The sequence below is a fragment of the Rhodanobacter sp. DHB23 genome, from assembly GCF_014842975.1.
GTDB lineage: Bacteria > Pseudomonadota > Gammaproteobacteria > Xanthomonadales > Rhodanobacteraceae > Rhodanobacter_A.
Genome location: NZ_JACYXK010000017.1, coordinates 19,885 through 36,443 on the forward strand (window position 1 = coordinate 19,885; position 16,559 = coordinate 36,443).

Annotated in this window: 17 protein-coding genes; 5 read left to right on the forward strand and 12 right to left on the reverse strand. The window is 68.6% G+C overall.

Annotated elements, in window-relative coordinates; genetic code table 11:
- The first annotated feature begins 59 nt into the window (after positions 1-59).
- Together IHE47_RS01690 and IHE47_RS01695 are read left to right on the forward strand one after the other, a co-directional pair.
- Complete coding sequence (locus IHE47_RS01690; protein WP_192103582.1) at positions 60-476, forward strand: VOC family protein; 417 nt, start codon at positions 60-62, stop codon at positions 474-476.
- A gap of 128 nt (positions 477-604) precedes the next feature.
- Positions 605-3,571: a valine--tRNA ligase gene (locus tag IHE47_RS01695; RefSeq protein WP_192103589.1), complete on the forward strand. Its 2,967-nt coding sequence runs from the start codon at positions 605-607 to the stop codon at positions 3,569-3,571.
- Between the two features lie 100 nt (positions 3,572-3,671).
- Here IHE47_RS01695 and rimI read toward each other — a convergent pair whose 3' ends face one another.
- The 3 genes from rimI to IHE47_RS01710 are packed head-to-tail and all read right to left on the reverse strand — an operon-like array spanning position 3,672 to position 5,408.
- Positions 3,672-4,151: a ribosomal protein S18-alanine N-acetyltransferase gene (gene rimI, locus IHE47_RS01700; RefSeq protein ID WP_192103591.1), complete on the reverse strand. Its 480-nt coding sequence runs from the start codon at positions 4,149-4,151 to the stop codon at positions 3,672-3,674.
- Between the two features lie 7 nt (positions 4,152-4,158).
- Positions 4,159-4,626 (reverse strand): hypothetical protein, encoded by a 468-nt coding sequence (locus tag IHE47_RS01705; protein ID WP_192103593.1) that lies wholly within the window; start codon positions 4,624-4,626, stop codon positions 4,159-4,161.
- Entirely contained in the window at positions 4,626-5,408 is a 783-nt protein-coding gene (locus IHE47_RS01710) for a phosphatidylcholine/phosphatidylserine synthase (protein WP_192103595.1), read from the reverse strand. The genes IHE47_RS01705 and IHE47_RS01710 overlap by 1 nt, the downstream gene beginning before the upstream one ends.
- 175 nt (positions 5,409-5,583) lie before the next feature.
- Between IHE47_RS01710 and IHE47_RS01715 the strand changes: the two genes are divergently transcribed.
- From IHE47_RS01715 to IHE47_RS01725, 3 genes are all read left to right on the forward strand, one after another.
- Positions 5,584-6,030, forward strand: coding sequence for a DUF4124 domain-containing protein (locus tag IHE47_RS01715; RefSeq protein WP_192103597.1), 447 nt, complete (start codon positions 5,584-5,586; stop codon positions 6,028-6,030).
- A 116-nt stretch (positions 6,031-6,146) separates the two neighbouring features.
- Entirely contained in the window at positions 6,147-7,844 is a 1,698-nt protein-coding gene (locus tag IHE47_RS01720) for a proline--tRNA ligase (RefSeq protein ID WP_192103598.1), read from the forward strand.
- Positions 7,845-8,072: 228 nt separating this feature from the next.
- Positions 8,073-8,396: an H-NS histone family protein gene (locus IHE47_RS01725; RefSeq protein ID WP_192103600.1), complete on the forward strand. Its 324-nt coding sequence runs from the start codon at positions 8,073-8,075 to the stop codon at positions 8,394-8,396.
- Positions 8,397-8,529: 133 nt separating this feature from the next.
- Here IHE47_RS01725 and IHE47_RS01730 read toward each other — a convergent pair whose 3' ends face one another.
- The 9 genes from IHE47_RS01730 to IHE47_RS01765 all read right to left on the reverse strand — a co-directional run bounded on the left by IHE47_RS01730 (position 8,530) and on the right by IHE47_RS01765 (position 16,554).
- Positions 8,530-9,807, reverse strand: a complete 1,278-nt coding sequence (locus tag IHE47_RS01730) for a threonine/serine exporter family protein (RefSeq protein WP_192103602.1) — start codon at positions 9,805-9,807, stop codon at positions 8,530-8,532.
- Positions 9,804-10,256 (reverse strand): NfeD family protein, encoded by a 453-nt coding sequence (locus IHE47_RS01735; protein ID WP_192103604.1) that lies wholly within the window; start codon positions 10,254-10,256, stop codon positions 9,804-9,806. Before IHE47_RS01735 ends, IHE47_RS01730 begins: the two co-directional genes overlap by 4 nt.
- Before the next feature lie 13 nt (positions 10,257-10,269).
- A complete protein-coding gene (locus tag IHE47_RS17940; protein ID WP_343227420.1) occupies positions 10,270-10,482 on the reverse strand; it encodes a DUF559 domain-containing protein in 213 nt (70 codons plus the stop codon).
- A gap of 58 nt (positions 10,483-10,540) precedes the next feature.
- A complete protein-coding gene (locus tag IHE47_RS17945; protein ID WP_343227421.1) occupies positions 10,541-10,648 on the reverse strand; it encodes a DUF559 domain-containing protein in 108 nt (35 codons plus the stop codon).
- Between the two features lie 139 nt (positions 10,649-10,787).
- Entirely contained in the window at positions 10,788-11,732 is a 945-nt protein-coding gene (locus IHE47_RS01745; RefSeq protein WP_192103606.1) for an SPFH domain-containing protein, read from the reverse strand.
- A 139-nt stretch (positions 11,733-11,871) separates the two neighbouring features.
- Positions 11,872-13,257 (reverse strand): ATP-binding protein, encoded by a 1,386-nt coding sequence (locus tag IHE47_RS01750; RefSeq protein WP_192103705.1) that lies wholly within the window; start codon positions 13,255-13,257, stop codon positions 11,872-11,874.
- Entirely contained in the window at positions 13,257-13,583 is a 327-nt protein-coding gene (locus tag IHE47_RS01755) for a hypothetical protein (RefSeq protein ID WP_192103608.1), read from the reverse strand. The genes IHE47_RS01750 and IHE47_RS01755 overlap by 1 nt, the downstream gene beginning before the upstream one ends.
- A gap of 297 nt (positions 13,584-13,880) precedes the next feature.
- Positions 13,881-15,221 (reverse strand): sigma-54 dependent transcriptional regulator, encoded by a 1,341-nt coding sequence (locus tag IHE47_RS01760; protein ID WP_192103610.1) that lies wholly within the window; start codon positions 15,219-15,221, stop codon positions 13,881-13,883.
- Positions 15,222-15,309: 88 nt separating this feature from the next.
- Positions 15,310-16,554 carry an FtsX-like permease family protein gene (locus IHE47_RS01765; RefSeq protein WP_192103612.1) on the reverse strand — a complete coding sequence of 415 codons (1,245 nt, stop codon included), beginning with the start codon at positions 16,552-16,554 and terminating at the stop codon, positions 15,310-15,312.
- Positions 16,555-16,559 lie beyond the last annotated feature (5 nt).

Sequence of the window (16,559 nt, forward strand, 5' to 3'; positions counted from 1 at the left end):
CGGAGGAAGCGTCGCCACGGCACCTGGCTGAAGTCGCCACCCCGCATCGAGGTCCACTCATGCGTACCAACCGATCCGTCCCCAACGCCACCATCATCCCCGTGCTCGGCTATGCCGACGTGCACGAGGCCGCCGACTGGCTGTGCCGGGCTTTCGGGCTCCGTACCAAGCTGCGCATCGGCGACCATCGCATCCAGCTTGTCTACGGTGACGGCGCGATGGTGGCCAGCGATGCCGGCCCGGAAAGCGACGAACGGCCGCCGCGGCAATCCGTGATGGTGCGGGTGGAAGATGCCGACGCACATCATGCGCATGCCGTCGCCGCGGGGGCGCGCATCGTCCGCGAGCCGGCCAGCTGGCCCTTTGGCGAACGCCAGTATTCGGCCATGGACATCGGCGGCCACCTGTGGACGTTCACGCAGACGGTGGCCGATGTGGATCCCGCCGACTGGGGCGGCGAGCTGGTCGAACCCTGAGCCATGGCCGCCTGGCGGCTGGGTTGCCGGCGGCATCGGCGTTTTGTCAGCCCTGCCCCCGCCCCGTACAATTCATGGCTTTGACGCCAGATTTCGCACCCGGCCGGTGCGTGCCAACGCGAGTCCCCATGGAAAAGAGCTTCGAACCCGCCCAGATCGAGTCGACGTGGTACGCCCGCTGGGAAGCCAGCGGCGCGTTCAAGCCGGGCGGCCCGGGCGAGCCCTACTGCATCCTGCTGCCGCCGCCCAACGTCACCGGCACGCTGCACATGGGCCACGCGTTCCAGCAGACCGTGATGGACATGCTGGTGCGCCACCAGCGCATGCGCGGCATGAACGTGCTGTGGCAGGTGGGCACCGACCATGCCGGCATCGCCACGCAGAAGATCGTGGAAAACCAGCTCGCCGCGCAGGGCAAGACGCGCCACGACCTCGGCCGCGAGCCGTTCGTGGAGCGCGTGTGGCAGTGGAAGGAGGAATCCGGCTCCACCATCACCCACCAGATGCGCCGCATCGGCGCCGCCGCCGACTGGTCGCGCGAGCGCTTCACCATGGACGAGGGCCTGTCCGCCGCGGTGCGCAAGGTGTTCGTGGAGTGGTATCGCGCCGGGCTGATCTACCGCGGCAACCGCCTGGTGAACTGGGACCCGGCGCTGGGCACCGCCGTCTCCGACCTCGAAGTGAACAATGTGGAGCGTGACGGCCACATGTGGTCGATCCGCTATCCGGTCACCGGCAGCGACGAAAGCATCGTCGTCGCCACCACCCGTCCGGAAACCATGCTGGGCGACGTCGCCGTGGCCGTGCATCCGGAGGACGAGCGCTACGCGCACCTCGTCGGCAGGACGCTCACGCTGCCGCTGTCGAACCGCCAGATCCCGGTGATCGCCGACGACTACGTGGACCGCGAATTCGGCACCGGCTGCGTGAAGATCACCCCGGCGCACGACTTCAACGACTACGCCATCGGCCAGCGCCACAAGCTGGCGCCGATCACCATCTTCACGCTGGACGCCAAGGTCAACGACAACGCGCCGGAGGCCTACCGCGGCCTCGACCGCTACGACGCCCGCAAGCGCGTGCTGGCCGACCTGGAAGCCGCCGGCCTGCTGGTCGAGACCAGGGCGCACAAGCTGCAGGTGCCGGTGAGCCAACGCTCGGACGCGGTGATCGAGCCCATGCTCACCGACCAGTGGTTCGTCGACCTCACCTCGGACGTCCAGGCGGACGGCCGTCCGGGCGGCCGCAAGGCGATCACCGAACCCGCGCTGGACGCCGTGCGTTCCGGCGAGATCAGGTTCGTGCCCGAGAACTGGACCACCACCTACACGCAATGGCTGGACAACATCCAGGACTGGTGCATCAGCCGCCAGCTCTGGTGGGGCCACCGCATCCCGGCGTGGTACGACGAGGCCGGCAACATCTTCGTGGGCGAGGACGAGGCCGACGCGCGCGCACATGCCGCCGTTCCACCGGTGGGCGCACTGAAGCAGGACGAGGACGTGCTCGACACCTGGTTCTCCTCCGCGCTGTGGCCGTTCTCCACGCTGGGCTGGCCGGCCGATGGCCCGGTCAAGAACGAGCGCGGCGAAGTCGTCGCCGACTGGCAGGCCGACAAGATCTTCCTGCCCAGCGCAGTGCTGGTCACCGGCTTCGACATCATCTTCTTCTGGGTCGCGCGCATGGTGATGGCGACCAGGTACTTCACCGGCCAGGTGCCGTTCCGCGAGGTGTACATCAACGCCATCGTGCGCGACGCCGAAGGCCAGAAGATGTCCAAGTCCAAGGGCAACACGCTGGACCCGCTGGACCTGATCGACGGCATCGCGCTGGAACCGCTGGTGGAGAAATCCACCCGGTCGCTGCTGATCCCGCAGGTGCGCGAGAAGGTGGAGAAGCGCATCCGCAAGGAATACCCCGAAGGCATCAAGGCGATCGGCACCGATGCGCTGCGCTTCACCTTCGCCGCGCTGGCCAGCTACAGCCGCACCATCAACTTCGACATCAAGCGCGCCGAAGGCTACAAGGCGTTCTGCAACAAGCTGTGGAACGCCGCGCGCTTCGTGCTGATGAACGTCTCCCCTCTCCCTGCGGGAGAGGGTGGCGCGGATGCGCCGGGAGAGGGTTCGGGCGGAGCGCGAGCTCCCGGCACGGCCGAACCCTCACCCCAACCCCTCTCCCGGGGGGAGAGGGGCTTGGCACCGGCCACCGAGGCCGAACGCTGGATCCTGACGCGCCTCGGGCAGACGCTGGCGGAAGCGGAGCAGCACTTCGCCTCGTACCGCTTCGACCACTTGGCGCAGGCGCTCTACGAGTTCGTGTGGAACGAGTACTGCGACTGGTTCCTCGAACTGTCGAAGCCCGCATTGAATGGCGATGACGCCGAAGCCGCCGCCTCCACCCGCCACACCCTGCTGGTGGTGCTGGAAGCGGTGCTGCGCGCGCTGCATCCAGTGATCCCCTTCATCACCGAGGAGATCTATCAAGAAGTTTCGCATGCACTTGTGCGCTCCTCCATGAGCGCAAAGAACAAACCGGCATCCCTGCCGGACTCTTCAACGAAGAGCATTCTGCAATGCGCGTATCCGCAGGCGTCGGACTTCACGGCCGACGACGCGGCCACCGCCGAGATCGAGTGGTTCAAGGCGGTGCTCTCGGGCGTCCGCAGGATCCGCTCTGAGATGAACATCGCGCCGGGCAAGACCATCCCGCTGCTGCTCGCCGGCGGCGAGGCCGCGGATCGCGCGCGCGCCGCGAAGTTCGCCGCGCAGATCGCCTTCCTCGCCCGCACCGAATCTCCCGCCTGGATAGCGCCCGACGCGGATGAACCCGCCGCCGCCGCCGCCGTGGTCGGCTCGCTGCGCGTGCTGATCCCGCTGGCCGGCCTGATCGACCTGGGCGCGGAAAAGGCCCGCCTCGCCAAGGAGATCGCCCGCGTCGAAGGCGAGATCAGGAAGTGCGAAGGCAAGCTAGGCAACGCGAACTTCGTCGCCAACGCGCCAGCGGAAGTGGTGGCGCAGGAGCGCCAGCGCATCGTGGACTGGAACACCCAGCTCGCGGCGATGCGCGAGCAGGCGGAGAAGCTGGCCGGCTGAATCCACCGCGCGCAGGAGCGCGCCCTGTGCGCGATGGCTCTGACGCCCGTTCGGAGCCAAGAGCATTCGCGCACAGGGTGCGCTCCTGCCGCGACGCGGCCTAGGTGCGCGATCCGGCCATATCGGGCAACTCCATCACGATCGCATCCTCCCGCCCATCCTTCGCGGGGTAGTAGCGCGGCCTGCGGCCGATCTCGCGAAAGCCCACCGATTCGTACAGCGCCTTGGCCAACGGATTCGAGGGCCGCACCTCCAGGAACACGCGCTGCGCACCGCTCCAGCGCGACACGTCCAGCAACCGCCCCAGCAGGTGGCGCCCCAGGCCAAGCCCCCGGTGCACGGGAGCGATGCAGATATTGAGCACGTGCGCCTCGCCCGCGCCCACCGAGAGGACACCGTAGCCGGCCACCTCCTCGTCGATGCACAGCACCCAGCACGGGTGCCCCGCCCTGAGGCAGTCGGCGAAGATGCCGCGCGTCCACGGGAAATCGTAGGAGGCCTGCTCCACCGCCGCGACCGCATCGAGGTCGTCCATGCGCATCAGGCGCATGTGGCTGGCCGGCCTGGCCACCGCGACCATCGCGCGCCTACTGCCCCGTCGCAAGACCGCGGCGCAGGGTGCGCAACGCGATCCACAAGCGCCGCTTGGCCGCGGCGTCGCCCAGCAGCCGTGCCGGCTCGTCCACCAGCACGATCTGCGCTTGCGACGTCACCTGCATCGGCAGGCTGCGGCCCAGCGCGTGCGCCTGTGCCTCGCCGCAGGCCAGGTAGGCCCGGGCCTGCGGCACGTCGACCTCCGCCGCCCCGGGCTGCACCCGCACGCGCGCGGCGCGCGCCAATGCCGCGCCGCCACTGGTCAGGGCACGGCCCAGCAGGTCCAGTTCGCGCGCCTCGCAGGCCGCCGGCAGCAGCACTACGCACTCGGCGCCGGCGACGGCCATCGGCGGTGCCTCGTCCGCCACGGCCGGCGCCTCACCATCGACTGGCTGCCGGCGCTGCCAGGGCTCCAGCCCCAGCGCGCGCAGCACGCGCCCGCGGTGCGCGACGGCGGACATCAGGCGCCCCCGCGCCGTGCGCGCCGGCGGTGCGCGGCCAGGCCCCACAGCGTCATCGCCGGGCCGGACAACAGGTAGATGCTGAAGCCGACGAACAACACGCGCGGGGGATCGAGGTACAGCAGCACCAGGATCAGCAGCGCCGCCACGATCCAGCCGAACGGCACGTGCTGGCGGTCGCCCAGCGGCAGCGACTTGAAGCTGAAATAGCGGATGCGGCTGACCATCAGCAGGCCGGTGACCGCGGCGATCCCCGGCGTGATGAAGCACAGCTCGGCGCCCGGTATGCCGAACTTGTCCATCGTCCACACGAAGGACATGCACACCGCCGCCGCCGCCGGACTGGCCAGGCCCTGGAAATAGCGCTTGTCCGCCACGCCCGCCTGGGTGTTGAAACGCGCCAGCCGCAATGCGGCGCAGGCGGCGTAGATGAAGGCGGTGGCCCAGCCCAGCTTGCCCCACAGCGGGCCGAAGTCGCGCAGGGTGGACAGCGACCACGTGTACATCACCAGCGCCGGCGCCAGGCCGAAGCTCACCAGGTCCGACAGCGAGTCGTACTGCACGCCGAACTCGCTCTGCGTGCCGGTGAGCCGCGCCACGCGGCCGTCCAACCCGTCCAGCAGCGCGGCGACGAACACCGCCACCGCCGCGTCGGCGTAATGGCCGCCGATGCTCGCCAGGATCGCGTAGAAGCCGGCGAACATCGCCCCGGTGGTGAACAGGTTCGGCAGCAGGTAGATGCCGCGGTGCCGGGGCTGGCGGGCGGGCAGCGAGTCGCTCATGGAGCTATCCGTGACAGGTTGCACGCAGTTTAGAGCCTGTTCGATGCCTTCGCATGGCCCGCGCCGGGAAGGCAGCGAGCAGGCTCCCCGCCATCGCCCGCTTGAGTCCTGGCGGCGCGGGAGTTCTACTAATGCACCTGACGGGGCGGGGAGCCCCGGTCCACCGGAGAACTCCATGTCCCGTTCGCTGATCGCCGTGGCGCTGCTGCTGCTCGCCCCGCTGGCCACCGCCCAGCAAATCTACAAGTGGACCGATGCGTCGGGCACGGTGCACTACTCGCAGTCGGCGCCGGCGCAAGGCACCAAGTACCAGCAGGTGAAGCTGGCCGGCGGGGTGGAATCCGCCAACGGCGACGCGCCGGCCGAGCAGCCGGCCACCGACAACAACACGCCCGCTCCGGCCGACAGCCCTGCTCCCGCGCCCGCGGCGCCGATGGCCGATACGCCCGACAACCGCGCCAAGCTGTGTGCCACGCTGAAGTCCAACCTCGCCGCCCTGCAGGGCAGCGGCCCGGTGGTGATGCAGCAGGGCGGCAAGCCTGCCGTGCTGGACGACGCGCAGCGCAAGCAGCAGGTCGATACCGCCAATGCGCAATACCAGCAGTATTGCTCGGGCAAATAGTCGCTTCACGCGTAGCGCATAACCCGGCACATCGGAAGCGGCGCCTGTTTTGCGGAACCGTCGGAACGGTTCCGCACGGCTATAATCCGGCTCTTTCAACGCCGGAAACCGCCTGCATGCGCCTCAGCCAATTCCACCTGGCCACCGTCAAGGAAGTACCCGCCGACGCCGAGGTCGCCAGCCACCGGCTGATGCTGCGCGCCGGCATGATCCGCAAGCTCGCCTCCGGCCTCTACACCTGGTCGCCGCTGGGCCTGCGCGTGCTGCGCAAGGTGGAAAACGTGGTGCGCGAGGAAATGAACCGCGCCGGCGCCATCGAGATGCTGATGCCCACGATCCAGCCGAAGGAGCTGTGGGAAGAAACCGCCCGCTGGGCGAAATTCGGTCCGCAGCTGCTGAAGATCAGGGACCGCAAGGAACAGGAATTCTGTTACGCGCCCACCGCCGAGGAAGTCGTCACCGATTACGCGCGCAACGAACTCAACAGCTACAAGCAACTGCCGGTCAACTTCTACCAGATCCAGACCAAGTTCCGCGACGAGATCCGCCCGCGCTTCGGCGTGATGCGCGCGCGCGAGTTCCTGATGAAGGACGCGTATTCCTTCCATCTCGGGCAGGAATCGCTGGCCGAAACCTACCAGGCGATGTACGACGCCTATTCGCGCATTTTCACCCGGCTGGGCTTGCAGTTCCGCGCGGTACAGGCCGACACCGGCGCGATCGGCGGCAATGCCAGCCACGAATTCCAGGTGCTGGCCGATTCGGGCGAGGACGCCATCGTGTTTTCCGACGGTTCCGATTACGCGGCGAACGTGGAAAAGGCCGAGGCATTGGCGCCGGCCGTTTCGCGCCCCGCCGCCCGCGCCGAATTGCAGCGCGTCGACACGCCCGCCCAGAAAACCATTGCCGAGGTCAGCGCATTCCTCGGCGTTTCACCCGCGCAATGCGTGAAAACCCTGCTGGTGAAAGGCCGCGACGGGCTGGTGGCGCTGTGCCTGCGCGGCGACCACGAATTGAACGAAGTGAAGGCCGGCAAGCTGGCCGAATTGGCCGACGAGGTCGAGCTCGCCAGCGAGGCGGAGATCCTCGCCGCCACCGGCACGCGCCCCGGCTTCATCGGGCCCGCCGGCCTGCCGGGAACCATCCCGGTGATCGTGGACCGCAGCGCGGCCGTGCTGGCCGATTTCGTCTGCGGCGGCAATGCCGACGGCACCCACCATGCCGGCGCCAACTGGGAGCGCGACGCGCGCATCACGCGCGTCGAGGACATCCGCCAGGTGGTCGAGGGCGATCCCTCGCCCGACGGCAAGGGCACGCTGCGCCTGGCCCGCGGCATCGAGGTGGGCCACGTGTTCCAGCTCGGCAGCAAGTACGCCGAGGCGCTGGGCGCCACCGTGCTGGACGACCAGGGCAAGGCCCAGGTGATGATGATGGGCTGCTACGGCATCGGCATCAGCCGCATCGTGGCCGCCGCCATCGAGCAGCGCCACGACGAGGCCGGCATCGTCTGGCCGGAGGCGATGGCGCCGTGGCGCATGGCGGTGTGCGTGATCAATCCCAAGGGCAACCCGGAGATCGCCGCCGCGGGCGAATCGCTGTACCAGGAGCTCGCCGCGCGCGGCATCGAGACGGTGCTGGACGACCGCGGCCTGCGCCCCGGCGCGATGTTCGCCGACATGGAACTGATCGGCATTCCGCACCGCGTGGTGGTCAGCGAACGCGGCCTCGCCGCCGGCACGCTGGAATACCGCGCGCGCCACGAAGCGGAAAGCCGCGCCGTAACGCGCGACGAATTGCTGGGAATGCTCGACTGAAAACGGTTTCAAATGCAACGACAAACGGCCGCCTCGCGCGGCCGTTTGCTTTCGTGCCCGCGCCACGGATTATCCCGGCTAATTGCCTAAATGCGCGCAACGGCCAATTCGCGACGCCATGTCTTTTGCAAAATGGCATTTATTCGGGTAAAAATGGCGACCGCACCGGCAATGCCCGTCTGCGCGCATCCGGATCGCATTAAATCCATCCTGTCACTGGAGTCTCCGATGGCCGCCATCGATATCAAGAACCTCAACCACAACCAGCTCAACGACCTGATCAGCAAGGCGCAGTCGCGCCAGCACGAAATGAAAAAGGAAAAGGTCGTCAAGCTGCGCGAAAAGATCCACGCCCTGATCAAGGCCGAGGGTTACAGCTTCGACGACATTTTCGGCGGCACCCGCGGCAAGCGCCGCAGCGGTGGCGTGGTGCCCCCGAAGTACCGCAACCCGGCGAATGCCGAGCAGACCTGGTCCGGCCGCGGCAAGCGCCCGCGCTGGTTCAACGACGCGCTGAAGGCCGGCAAGAAGGAAAAGGACCTGCTGGTCTGATTCGATGCTTTGCGATCATCCGTGATCGCGGAGATCAAACGGGCGGCCATCCCTGGCCGCACTCTTGACGAAAACGCCGACTTCCGGGTCGGCGTTTTTGTTCCAGCTTATTCGGGATACGACCGGTGGCTGATTACAGGGAGCGGCGCGGCGACACCAGCAATTCGCCGAACAGCAGGCCCGCCACCAGCGACACCAGCAGGGTGACCAGCAGCAGCGCCGTATCCATGCCCAGGCTGGTATCGCGCTCGAGCAGGAAGGAGACGCTGCGGAAACCCACGCTGCCCGGCACCAGCAGCAGGATGCCCGGCTCGCGGATCACCGCGCCCGGTCGCCGCCACTGCCGCGCATACAGGTTGGACAATGCGCTGACCAGCAGGCCGCCGACGAACACGCCGAATGGCGCACTGGGCAGGCGGCCGGAGAACTCGCCGCCCCAGCGCGTGGCGAGGTAGCCGGCGATCACCGCCACGATCACCGCCGGCCAGTCGCGCCATGCCGCGCGGAACAGCATCGCGAACGCCACCGCGGCCACCAGCAGGGCCGGCCAGTCGGCCCACTCCGGCAGCGGCGGCAGCGCGAAATCGCGCGCATGGATGCCGAGCGCGTCGCAGACCTCGCTGGCCGCCACCGTGCCGAAGACCAGCTTGAGCAGGGTCGCCGTGGCGCCGCCCATGCGCGCCATGCCGGATACCAGGTGGCCGCTGGACACCTCGCGCACCGCCGTGGTGAGCGACATGCCGGGCACCAGGATGATCAGCGCAGCCAGCACCACCGACTTGATTGACAGCGGCACCACGAAGGCACTGACCAGGATCGCCACCGCGGTCGCCACGATGGCACTGATCGCGTCGCTGGCCGCGGCCAGCCGCGGCCGGCTGGCCGCGCGCAGGGTGATCACGCCGATCAGCATGCCGATCACTGCCGCCACCACGAGGTCGGCCCAGGAGCTGTGCAGGAACAGCGCCGCGATGCTGGCCGCGGAGAGGCCGTAGCTGACCACGGTGTTGACCATCGCCTTGCGCGACTCCGGCGCGCCCAGCGCACGCAGCAGGCGCCAGCCCTGGCGCAGGTCCAGCTCGCCCGCGATCACGCGGTCGGCGATCGCATCCGCCTCGCACAGGCGCGCCAGGTTCACGTCGCCGGGGGCCAGCCGCATCACCTGCGTGGTCTGCGCCACGCCCTCGTTGCCCTGCGCCAGGTCCGCGAAGGAAACGATGATCGCGGTGGGGCTGGACCATACGTCGGCCTGCAGGCCCAGCCGGCGCGCACAGAGGTCGATGGCCATCTCCAGCCGCGGCGCCGAGGTGCCGTACTGGTGCAGCCGCCGCGCCAGTTCCAGCAGGAAGGCGATGCGCGTGTTCAACGCCGCGGTGACCGGCGGGTGCACGCTCACGGGCGATGCGCTCATGCGGCCGCACGCACCTTGAGCGTGGTGCCATCCACCGCCACCACCTCCACCGTGCTGCCCAGCGGCAGGTCCTCCGGCCCGCTCACCAGCCACTGGCCGTCGCCCACGCGCACCTTGCCACGTCCGTTGACGATGGGCTCGACCAGTTCGTAGCGCTGGCCGACCATCTGCTCGGCACGGCGGTTGAGCCGTTCGCCGCCGGGCGCATCGCGCTCGACGCGCGGCCGCAGCCAGCGCGCATAGGCCAGGCACGCGGCCAGCGCCAGCACGGCGAACAACACCGCCTGCGCCAGCAGGCCCAGGCCCGGGAACAGCCACAGCAGCACGCCCATCGCCGCCGCCGCGATGCCGACCCACAGCAGGAAGTAGCCGGGCATCATCACCTCGCCCGCGATCAGCAGCAGGGCGAGGATCCACCACAGGTAGTGCGTTGCGATCTGTCCGAGCATGGGAGGTTTCCGTTCAACTCCCCTCTCCCGCTTGCGGGAGAGGGGTTGGGGGAGAGGGCACGCCCTCGACGAATTGCCTGATTCGTTCGAGCACGCTTTCCGTCCGGTTCAATACATCGTGGTTCCAGAAGCGCAGCACGGTGAAACCCTGCCCCGCCAGCCACGCCTCACGCCCACGATCATAGGCGACTTGATCGCCATGCTGGCTGCCGTCCAGCTCGACCACCAGGAATGCATTCCATGCAGACGAAATCGACGATGTAGGGGCCGAGCGGTTTCTGTCGCTAGAACTTGAGACCGAGGAAGCGGTGTGCCCGCAGGTGATACCACAGGCGTTCTTCGGCGGGCGTCTGGGTCGAGCGCAGGGATTTGGCGTGGTCCAGATGGCTCATGCCTGGTTCCTCCGTGAAAAGCCCCTCTCCCCCAACCCCTCCCCTCTCCCGCAAGCGGGAGAGGGGAGCAAAACCCCTCGGACCGCAGACTCCCCTCGCCCGCTTGCGGGAGAGGGGCCGGGGGAGCGGGCGCCTTTCCTCAACGCGGCGGCGGCACGACCTTGGCCGCCGCCTGCTGCTGGCCCAGCGACTCCTTGGCCAGCTCGGCGATGCCGGCCATCGCGCCGATCACGCCGGTGGCCTCGATGGGCAGCAGCAGCATCTTCTGGTTGGGCGAGGCGGCCATCGCCTTCAGCGCCTCGACGTAGTTGTTGGCGACGAAGTAATTGAGCGCATTGACGTTGCCGCCGGCGATCGCCTCGGACACCATCGTCGTGGCCTTGGCCTCGGCTTCCGCCGTGCGCTCGCGCGCCTCGGCGGCGCGGAAGGCGGCCTCCTTCTCGCCTTCGGCGGCAAGGATCACCGACTGCTTCTCGCCCTCGGCCTTGAGGATCGCCGCCTGGCGGAAGCCCTCGGCGTCGAGGATGTTGGCGCGCTTCTCGCGCTCGGCCTTCATCTGCCGCGCCATCGCGTCCACCAGGTCGCGCGGCGGTGCGATGTCCTTGATCTCGATGCGGTTGACCTTGACGCCCCACGGATGCGTCGCCTCGTCCACCACCTTGAGCAGGCGCGCATTGATCTCGTCGCGCTTGCTGAGCGATTCGTCCAGGTCCAGCGAACCGAGCACGGTACGGATGTTGGTCATCACCAGCGCCAGCGCGGCCTGTTCCAGCTGCGCCACCTCGTAGGCCGCCTTGGCGGCGTCCAGCACCTGGTAGAACACCACGCCGTCCACGCGCACCACGGCGTTGTCCTTGGTGATGACGTCCTGCGAGGGCACGTCCAGCACCTGCTCCATCAGGTTCATCTTGCGCCCGACCGACTGGTAGACCGGGACCAGCAGGTGCAGCCCGGGCTCGAGCGTGCGCGTGTACTTGCCGAAGGTCTCCACCGTCCACTCGTAGCCCTGCGGCACGATGCGCACCATCTTCAGCAGGGCGACCACCACCAGCACCACGATGACCAACGCGAGAACCGATCCCATGACTTGCCCCTCTTCCCAGTGAGGCCTGCAGTATAGGCGAGCGCACCCGCCATCGTAGGAGCACCCTGTGCGCGATGGCTTTTGCTCCGATCGAACATCAGGGCATTCGCGCACAGGGTGCGCTCCTGCCGGTTCCCGCCTAGCGTGCGCCGTATTGCGGCAGGCGCAGGCTCACGCGCAGGCCGCCGCCCTCGCGGTTGGCGAGCAGCACGCGCCCGCCGTGCGCCTCGGCGATCTCGCGCGCCAGCGCCAGGCCCAGGCCGGTGCCGGAGCGCTTGGTGGAATAGAACGGCAGCAGCGCCTGCGCCAGCACGGTTTCGCTCATGCCGGGGCCGCGGTCGGCCACCTCGATGCGCAGCTCGCTGCCGACGTCGAGGATGGCGAGGCTCACCTCGTCCTCCGCGCTGCCCGATTCGTGCGCGTTCTTGATCAGGTTGATCAGCACCTGCTCGATCTGCACCGGGTCGAAGCGGCTGGGATGCGTGGGCACGGGCGAAGCCAGTTGGTAGCGGCAATGCAGCGCCAGCGAGGCAAGGAACGGCTCCCACTCCACCACCTGCGGCTGCGGCGCCGGCAGCTTGGCGAAGCTGGCGTAGCCGGCGATGAAGCCGTGCAGGTGCTTGGCGCGCCCGCTGATGGTGGCGAACACCCCGGGCAGGCGTTCCAGGTCGCCGCGGCGCGCCAGCTCCGCGCCGGAATGCGCCAGCGAGGAAATCGGCGCCAGCGAGTTGTTGAGCTCGTGGCTGATCACGCGGATCACCCGCTTCCACGTCGCCACTTCCTGCCGCGACAGCTCGCGCGTCATGCGCCGGAACAGGTGCAGCCGGTGCGGCCGGCCCTGCAGGCGGAACGCGCGCTGCGACAGGTGGAAGGTTTCCTCGGTGCCGTCCAGCTCCACGCTGAGCAGGGCATCCTCGCCGCTTTCCACCGCGCGTGACAGCGCCTCCGGTGCGGTCTTCAGCACCTCGGCGAAGTCCAGGCCGTTGAGGCTCCTGCCGTCGTTGAAGAGATGGCGCGAGGCGATGTTGGAATACACCACGCGGCCGCCGACGTCGGTGAGCACCAGCGCCACCGGCGTGTTCTGCACCACCGTCTCCAGCAGCAGTTCACGCTGCACCAGGCTCTGGCGCTGGTCGCGCAGGGTCTGGCCCAGCGCGTTGTGCATGCGGATCAGCTCGCCCAGTTCGTCGCTGCGGCGCGTGGCGATGGAGAAGCTGAAGTCGCCGTCGCGGTAGCTCGCCACCGCGCCCTCCAGCGCCCGCAGCATCCGGCTCACTGGCGACATCACCTGGTAGGCCAGCCACCACGCCAGCGGCAGCAGCACCAGCACGCTGACCACGAGGCCGCCATACACGCCCATCTGCGCCGGCGTGCGCAGCGACACCGACAGGTCCTTGTGCAGCCAGCCGATCAATTGCGGCAGCGGCCACTGGGTCAGCCCCACGTAGACCAGCGCACCGGTCACCGCTGCCACCGCGAGCAGCACGGTCAGCCGGAATTGCAGCGAGCTCAGGTGGCGCCACATCAGCGGCATGCGGGGTCGTGCGGCGTCTGTGCGCAGGCGACCGGCGGCTGGCCGTTCATCCATGCGTGCTGGGTACCCATCACCGTCTCCTGGTCGTTGGCGCGCGGCGGCGGCGGCTCCTTCTCCCAGGTCTTGCGCGGCTCCTTGAACTTGAACGGCGAAGGCCTGGCCGCCGCGTCGCCGGCGTGCGCCGCATGGTTGCCGTCGGAAACGACACTGGCGGCAGGCGTGACGGGAGCCCACTGGTCGGAAGCGGTCGTCGTCTGCGCCGACGCGGCAAAGGCGGACAGGCAGAGCGGCAAGGCAACGAACTTCAGGATACGCATGATGTGCTCCCAGTGGTTACTCGCGGCAGTTTCGTCGCAACCTGCGGCAGCGACAAGGGAGGTATGGCACCCCTGCCACCATCCCGGCACACACGGGAACACCGCCCAGCAATCCCCTCTCCCTCCGGGAGAGGGGATTGCTGGGCGGTGAGGGTTCGGGCGGAGCGAAACGCCGATGACTTGCACAAGACATCGGCAACGCACCTCGACCGCCTCCTCATCCCCTCCCCTCTTCCTCGCTCCTCAAGACACGGCCACCCATGCCTGCTCCCCGCGTCCAAAGGGAGAAAAGGCAACTCATGCCGGCGCCGTCAGCCCGTAACGCTCCATGCGCCGGTACAGCGCCTGGCGCGACAGGCCCAGCGACTGCGCCGCGCGGCTCACCACGCCTTCGGCCTGGTGCAACGCGCCCTCCACCGCCTCGCGGCTGGGTTCGTCGAGGTTGCGCGCGGCGGCCGGCGCGACCTGCGGCAAATTGAGCAGCTCCGGCGTGATCGGCTTGCCGCCGGCCAGCAGCGCGGCGCGCTCGATCGCGTTCTTCAGCTCGCGCACGTTGCCCGGCCACGGATAGGCCAGCAGCGCCTCGCGCGCGGCGTCGCCCAGCGTGGCGCGGCCGGCAAGGAAATGCTCGGCCAGCAGCAGCACGTCGTCCGTGCGCTCGGACAGCGGCGGCAGGTTCACCTCGATCACGTTGAGGCGGTAATACAGATCCTCGCGGAAGGTTCCGGCGCGGATCATCGCCTTGAGGTCGGCATTCGTGGCGGAGAGCACGCGTACCTTGGCCTGCCGCGTGCGGCCGGAACCGAGCCGCTCGAACTGCCCGGTTTCCAGCACGCGCAGCAGCTTCATCTGGCCAGGCAGCGGCAGGTTGCCGATCTCGTCGAGGAACAGCGTGCCGCCGTCGGCCAGTTCGAAGCGGCCCTCGCGCGCCTTGTTCGCGCCGGTATAGGCACCGGCATCGGCGCCGAACAGCTCGGCCTCGATCAGCTCGCCCGGCAACGCGCCGCAGTTCACCGCCACGAACGGGCCCTTCTTCACCAGCGAGTTCGCGTGCACGATCGCCGCGATGCGCTCCTTGCCCGCACCGTTCGGCCCGGTGATGAGGACGGGCACCTCGGCGCGCGCCACCTGGCAGGCCAGGTCCAGCGTGCGCGCCATCGCCTCGGAAGCGAACACCAGGCCATCCAGTTCATAGGTGTTCTGCAGCACTTCGCGGCGGCGGCGGCGCTCGCGCCGCGCGCGGCTCGCCTCGCGCGTGGACTCGGACAGTTCCAGCAGATTCTCCACCGTAGCCAGCAGCTTGTTGTCGTCCCACGGCTTGGCGAGGTAGTCGGCGGCGCCGGCCTTCACCAGTTCCACCGCGGTCTCCAGGTGCGTCCACGCGGTGAGCAGGATCACCGGCAGGTCCGGGTGCCGCTCGCGGATCGCGCGGAACAGCTCCACGCCCTCCTCGCCCGAGGTGGTGTCGGCGGTGAAGTTCATGTCCTGGATCACCACGTCCACCCGCTCGCGCTCCAGCGCCGCCAGCCCCTCGGCCTGGTTCAGCGCCACCAGCGGGCGGATGTCGTGCAGCGACAGCAGCAGCGACAGCGCCTCGCCCACGGCCGGGTTGTCGTCGACGATCAGTACGGTTCTCATGCTTTTCCTGCACATGTCCGCATGGATGCGGCTCCGGTCGAAAAGGTTGCCATGACGATTGGCCTACGTATATGAAATTCTGCGCACATCACACGCTGCGCGTGGCGACCACCGGCGGCACGCGGGATGCCCGCCGCGCCGGCACGAACACCGCCGCCTGCCCCAGCAGCAGCATGGCAACCATGCCGGCCAGCACGTAGGCGGTGGGCAACCGCTCGAGCGCGTAGCGGTGCATCAACCAGAAGTTGAAACCAATCGCCAGCAACAGGCCCAACGCGGCGCCCATCCCTGCGATGAAAAGGTTTTCGAGCTGGAAATACCGCAGGATGTCGATCCTGCGCGCACCCAATGCACGGCGCACGCCGATCTGCTTGCGCCGCTGACCCACCCAGAAGCTGGTGAGGCCGACGATGCCGGCGGCGGTGACACACAGCAGGATCAGGCAGATCGCGCCCATCAACAGCGCCATGCCGCGGTCGGCACGATAGACCTTGGCCCGGATTTCGGAGAACGGCTGGACACCCCAGCTGTCCGGCATCAGCCGCATCGGATCGACCGCCAGCAACGCCTTGCGCGCCTCGCGCATCACGGCCTGCTCGCGGCCCGGCTTCGCGCGCAGCGCATAGCTGGCCGCGGCACCGTCCAGGCGCATCGGCTCCAGCACCGAGTTGTACGACCAGCCGCTGCCCCAGGCCGACAGCGTCGGCGTCTGCAACCGCCGCACGATGCCGACGATGGTCGCCGGCTTGCCGTCCTGGTAGATCGTCTTGCCCAGCGCGCCGCCCCGTGGAAACAGCGCATCCGCCACCGGTTGGCTCACGATGACCACGGACGAACCGGCCGTGCCGCGGATCGCGCGGTGCTGGATTTCGCTGGCCGTGAAGTCGCGCCCCGCAACCAGTTGCAGGCCGAGCGTGCTGCGCAGATGTTCGTCACCGTAGTAGTAGGCCGCCTGCACGTTCGGCGCTGTCGGCTGCGGCACAAGCGTGAGGTAGCCGCTCCAGATCATGCCTTGCAGTGGCATGCTGGCGGAGGCCGCGACCTGCTGGACATCGGGCAGGCCGCCCAGCACGGCGAGATCCGTGCGTTGCATGGCGTCCAGTTGCTCGACGGCGGCGGCATCGTCGCCCACCGGCGCGTCCAGCCATTGTTGCGAAATGCGGACCAGGCCAGCTTCGGCCACACCGGTCGGGCGATCGATGCGCACCATGCGCTGGCCGATGATGAAGGTCGCGTTGCAGACGATCGCCAGGGTCAGCGCGATCTGCAGCGCGATCAACCCGACACCGGTCTTGTGGGGGCGCAGGGCGGCGAGGATCGGGTGCAGTCTCATCGCAT